5 protein-coding genes are annotated in these 5,713 nt (G+C 39.9%); 4 read left to right on the top strand and 1 reads right to left on the bottom strand.

Going from position 1 to position 5,713, the window contains the following annotated elements; all coding sequences use genetic code 11:
* From FTT70_RS13330 to erpA, 3 genes are all read left to right on the top strand, one after another.
* The coding region (locus tag FTT70_RS13330; protein WP_179991410.1) for a zinc ribbon domain-containing protein at positions 1-218 on the top strand (218 nt) is incomplete at its 5' end.
* A 157-nt stretch (positions 219-375) separates the two neighbouring features.
* Positions 376-1,383 (top strand): putative solute-binding protein, encoded by a 1,008-nt coding sequence (locus tag FTT70_RS13325; protein WP_180168719.1) that lies wholly within the window; start codon positions 376-378, stop codon positions 1,381-1,383.
* 133 nt (positions 1,384-1,516) lie between these two features.
* Positions 1,517-1,852, top strand: coding sequence for an iron-sulfur cluster insertion protein ErpA (gene erpA, locus FTT70_RS13320; RefSeq protein WP_004969742.1), 336 nt, complete (start codon positions 1,517-1,519; stop codon positions 1,850-1,852).
* A gap of 131 nt (positions 1,853-1,983) precedes the next feature.
* Here the strand turns inward: erpA and FTT70_RS13315 are convergent, their stop codons facing one another.
* Complete coding sequence (locus tag FTT70_RS13315; protein ID WP_004969740.1) at positions 1,984-3,111, bottom strand: anhydro-N-acetylmuramic acid kinase; 1,128 nt, start codon at positions 3,109-3,111, stop codon at positions 1,984-1,986.
* 63 nt (positions 3,112-3,174) lie between these two features.
* Between FTT70_RS13315 and tyrS the strand changes: the two genes are divergently transcribed.
* Entirely contained in the window at positions 3,175-4,407 is a 1,233-nt protein-coding gene (gene tyrS, locus FTT70_RS13310; RefSeq protein ID WP_167845626.1) for a tyrosine--tRNA ligase, read from the top strand.
* The last annotated feature ends 1,306 nt before the right edge of the window (positions 4,408-5,713 follow it).

Genomic DNA, 5,713 nt, shown 5'->3' with positions numbered 1-5,713 from the left:
CAGGGGTATGTTATGAAGAAGTCAATGAAGCCTATACCACCCAAATTTGTTCGTGCTGTGGCTCACGCTCCAGTAGTCCGGAAGGTAGAGCAGGACTTGGAATAAGAGAATGGCAGTGTGTGGAGTGTGGTACGCTCCATGATCGGGATGTAAATTCCGCACTGAATATTCTTGCGCTCGGGCATGAGCGTCTAGCAGTAGGAATCTCCGTCCTTTAGGTCGGGGAGGATGTCAAATTGAAAGATTCGTCAATTGAGTCATATCAGCCAAAGATCAAAATTCGCTAATCTTAGCTTGATGAAAAGTACAGTGCTACAAAATTGAAGGTTTGAATCAATTTTGACCAGAAAAACAAAAAATGGAAGGAACTATAAAATGAAACAATGGACGCAAGCTTTATTATTCGGTGCAGGCTTGTCTTTAGCCGCCAGTGCAGTGCAGGCTAAGCAAGTGGTCTGTGTATTCGACTTGGTCGGTAAAAACGGTGATGTCTATAACTTAATGCAAGACTATCAATTGGCGGCCAAAAACTGGGGCGTAGAAATTGAGTTACGCGTAGGTCAAAACGAAGGCGTGATTGCAGAAGATTTTAAAGCAGGAAAATGTGATGGTATTAGTGTGACGGGCATGCGTGGTCGTCAATTTAACCATTTTACAGGCTCATTAGATGCAATTGGTGCGATTCCAGATTTAAAACTGGCAGTTAAAGTCATGCAAGGTTTGGCGAGTCCTGCTTTTGCCAAATATATGCGCAATGGTCAGTATGAAGTCGCAGGTGTCATTCCTGTGGGTGATGCCTTTTTGATGGTGAATGACCGCAGTATTAATAGTGTCGCCAAAGCCGCGGGGAAAAAAATTGCTGTTTTAGATTATGACCAAGCGCAAAAAATTATGGTACAGCAAATTGGTGCGCAAGCAGTAAGTGCCGATGTCACCAATTTTGGCAGTAAATTTAACAATGGTCAGGTCGATATTATTGGTGCGCCTGCTGCAGTATTCCGTCCTTTGGAACTACATAAAGGCTTAGGCACTAAAGGCGCGATTGTGAATTATCCAATTTTACAGGTCACGGGCAATATTATTATCCGCCCAGATAAATTCCCTGCAGGTTTTGGGCAAAAATCACGTGAATGGGTGAAAGGGCAGTTACCACGTGCCTTTGGTATTTTAGGCAAAATGAAAGCCGATATTCCTGCAAAATATTGGATGCAAGTGCCTGCAGCAGATCAACCGGGTTATCAAAAAATGATGCGTGAATCGCGGATTGATTTAACTAAACGTGGTGTTTATGACAAACGCATGATGAAATTATTGTGGCAATTCCGCTGTAAAGAAGCGCCAACCAATTTTGAATGTGGCTTGCAGGACGAAAATTACAAATAATTGGAGAATCTTGAGGTAATTACTCAGAATTCACTTTAATTCTGCATCACCGTCCCAATATTGAGTATGCTATACTTGATAAGTGGTCTTTTTGCAGAAAAGACATCTGAATTGTACCTGAGGAAAATCCATCATGAATGCCCAAGCACTTGAGCTCACCGACAACGCTGCTAAAAAAGTTCGCCAATTGCGTGACAGTGAAGGTAATCAAGACTTAATGCTACGTGTATATGTGACAGGTGGCGGTTGTTCAGGATTTTCTTATGGCTTTAACTTTGCGGAAAGCCAAAATGAAGATGATGCAGAATTTGTGAATGGCGATGTAAAAATGCTGGTCGATTCACTCAGCTATCAATATTTAGTTGGCTCGGTAGTGGACTATATTGAAGGCTTGGAAGGTTCGCGTTTTGTGGTACAAAACCCGAATGCAACCACGACTTGTGGTTGTGGTTCTTCATTCTCAATCTAAGTATGATTTAAATATTTTTGAGTATCAGCATCTGAAAAAGTAGATTGATGCACTCAAAATGATCAAAGCCTTTCCTATATAGAAGAGGAAAGGCTTTTTTGTTGCTACTGATCTGGTTTAAAAGTGCATCCTTAAACCAAAGTCATGGTACCTAAAATGCGATCACCTTTAGCCCCTGTGACCGCAGGTAAATTGCCACTTAATTGCTGACAAAAACGCATTGCCAACCAAGCAAAGGCGGTGGCTTCGACCCATGTTGGGTTTAGCCCTAAATCGGCTGTACTTTGTACAGTCCATTGATGTTTGCGCAAACGCCAGCGCAATTGCTCTAGCAAATAAGAATTATAGGCACCACCGCCACAGACATAGACTTCACCTGTATCCATGCCTGAACGATAAATGGCTTTTTTAATCGCGCGGGTGGTGAGCTTTAATAAAGTCGCTTGAATATTTTCAGGATTATCTTCCAGCTCGTCATATTCCACATCATTGCGCCAATCGGCAACCTGTTCATCTAGCCATTCCAAGTTAAAGTCTTCGCGCCCTGTACTTTTGGGTGGTTCTTTAGAGAAAAAAGCATGGGCTTGTAAACGATCTAACAAGCTGCGAATCGGATGTCCATACGCAGCCCAATTGCCATTTTCATCATAAGGTTGTCCTGTGTAACGCTCACACCAAGCATCCATTAAAATATTGGCAGGCCCTGTATCAAAACCCGATACTGCTTCGGGCTGTCCTGCAGGCAACAAACTGACATTGGCAATGCCGCCTAAATTTAAAATTACCCGATGAATACTCGGATGTTGGAATAAGTTTTGATGGAAAGCGGGCACTAACGGTGCGCCTTGTCCGCCTGCAGCCATGTCACGACGACGAAAATCTGAAATTACAGGAATTTGGGTGATTTCGGTGATGATGTTCGGATCACCAATTTGTAAAGTAAAAGCATGTTCAGGACGATGACGAATGGTCTGGCCATGCGAACCAATCGCTTTAATTTGAGATTTATCCAGTTTATTTTTTTCAATCAGGCTGTTAATACCATGTCCAATCATGGTGGCTAAAGCCACATCTGCTTTGCCCATGCGGTCAATTTCATTGTCACCTGGCAAAGTCAGTGCCATGAGTTCGTCACGTAAATCGGGATCAAACGGCAAAGTCAGGGTCGCGTGGAGTTGCAGTGGATCAAAAGAAGCAGCAACAAGATCGACACCATCCATACTTGTGCCCGTCATTACCCCAATATAGATCGCTGTCATGGTTATTCTATAGCCTGCAATATGCTGAAAAAGTGTTAGTATATCGCACAAATTGAATAACTGATGTATTTGGATTTCGTGATGTCAAATTTCCTGCCGGCTGAAGAACAACTTGCTCTCATTCAACGAGGCACGCATGAAATTATTTCTGAAGAAGATCTTCTAAAGAAATTAAAAGAGAATCGTCCTTTAAAAATTAAGGCGGGGTTTGACCCGACTGCACCTGATTTACACTTGGGGCATACGGTATTAATCAATAAATTAAAAGTATTCCAAGACTTAGGTCACGAAGTATTTTTCTTGATTGGCGATTACACTGCCATGATTGGTGACCCAACAGGTAAAAGTGCTACACGTCCGCCGTTGTCACGTGAAAAAGTCTTGGAAAATGCCAAAACGTATCAGGAACAAGTTTTTAAAATTCTTGATCCAAATAAAACCAAAGTGGTGTTTAACTCTGAATGGTTTGCAACAAAAACTGCAGCAGACTTAATTCAGTTGGCATCGCAGCAAACCGTAGCGCGTATGTTGGAACGTGATGACTTCACCAAGCGTTATAACAACCAGCAACCGATTGCGATTCACGAATTTTTGTATCCGTTGGTACAAGGTTATGACTCGGTGGCATTACAAGCCGATGTAGAATTGGGCGGTACAGACCAGACCTTTAACTTGTTGATGGGACGTACCTTGCAAGGTCGTTATGATCAGGAAGCACAAGTTTGTATTACTGTGCCAATTCTTGAAGGTTTAGATGGCGTGAATAAAATGTCTAAATCTTTAGGCAACTATATTGGCGTATTTGATGCACCGGGTGCGATGTATCAAAAAGTCTTGTCGATGCCTGATGGTCTGATTGAGCGCTATTTTGAATTACTCAGCTTCAAGTCGATGGATGAAATTGAAGTGTTGCTCAAAGAAATGGCAGAAGGTCGTAATCCTCAAGAAATCAAAAAGATTTTGGCACTCGAATTGGTTGAGCGTTTCCACGGCAGCGAAGCTGCAGCCAATGCCCATAAAGGTGCAGGTAATATCATTACCGAAGGTGAATTACCTGAAGGTACGCCAGAAGTGACGATTTCACGTGCTGAATTTGGTGGTGAATTATTTATTGCTTCTATTGTACGTGCTGCAGGTTTAACCAAAAATGCCGCACAAGCCAAAGATGCTGTTGCACGTGGCGCAGTAAAAGTAGATTGGAATGTGGTCGACGCAGGTTTCTCGGTCAAAGAAAACGCAACATATATTATTCAGGCGGGTAAAAAAGCCATTGCCAAAGTCACATTTACGGACTAGATCCATTCTAAGTGATTGAAATAAAAGCAGGCTTCGGTCTGCTTTTGTTTTCTGTTTGGTATATTAATTATATGAATAAGTAAATTCAAAAAAAACCTTATAAAAACAACACTTAAATTTTGCCAAGTAGCTTGCATTTTTGCTCAGTTATGTATAAGATTTACCCATCTAGACACAGTGTACAAAACAGATCTAGAGGGTACTTATAACTATAGCTCCACAATTTACAAGTCCCTTCCCCAAGGGACTCTTTTTTTCGTATAACTATAATAATGATATATGGATCGCATATAGATTCAACTCCGAGGGAGAGATTTTGGGAGAGATCTCTTTCTTTTTTTTGCCTCTAGTTTTGTTGTGGTTTATATCTAAAGGTAAAATGTAAGATTACTTCTCTTTGTTTTATAAAAATTTTCTTAAAACTTTAAGACCAAAATTCAAAATTCAAAATTCAAAATTCAAAATTCAAAATTCAAAATTCAAAATTCAAAATTCAAAATTCAAAATTCAAAGCTAAAGCTACTTTTATACGGCAAAACCTCTTGTAGGTAGTGCATGTGGATGGCGCGATCTAAACTTGTTGAATAGAGGAGTAGACTCATTCGACTTGAAATCAATAATGTAAATGCTGAACACCAACTTTTAATCAACGGACAAGACCTCCACACTGATATGAAATCAATGATAGGTACGCCGTATGTAGGAATATGATTTTGGATAATGCAAAAGCATTTTTAACTGAGATGTAAAATTTTTTAGATATCGTAAGATGAAACGAATCATATACATTGGCAATCGTTGATTGCAGTCTTCAAAACTTGACCGATTTGAACCCATAAAAGTATGGATAAAAAAAGTCTTCTCTGCATTGTAGAGGAGAGTTTTTATTTAAATTTGATGAAAAAATAGCTAAAAAATTAAAAAACCAAGCATTTTTGTAGAAAAAAAATACATACGTGAAAAATATTCTAATTTGGGGCTTGCAAAGATTTTGAAATCCCCTAGAATGCACCCATCCCGACGCGAAACAGCCTACGAACTTAGCTTACAAGGTTGAGTTGTTAGAAGTGTTTTGCGTTAAAATTTCTGCTGACGAGGCAGAAATTGAGATCATTAAGAGATTATGAAGAACAACTTGTGTGGATTTTTACTGATTGATTGATCGAAAATATTTCATTAATTGATTGGTTTAAATTACTCGAAGTTTATTTGAGCGAAATTTAAGTCAGAAAATTGATGAGCCAGATTTGGAAGTTTAGATTAAAACTTCAAAATGATTTTAACTGAAGAGTTTGATCATGGCTCA

It is taken from the genome of Acinetobacter sp. YH01003, from assembly GCF_013420525.1.
Classification (GTDB): domain Bacteria; phylum Pseudomonadota; class Gammaproteobacteria; order Pseudomonadales; family Moraxellaceae; genus Acinetobacter; species Acinetobacter towneri.
Note: the sequence above shows the minus strand (reverse complement) of the source record. Positions and strands in the feature narration are given on the sequence as shown.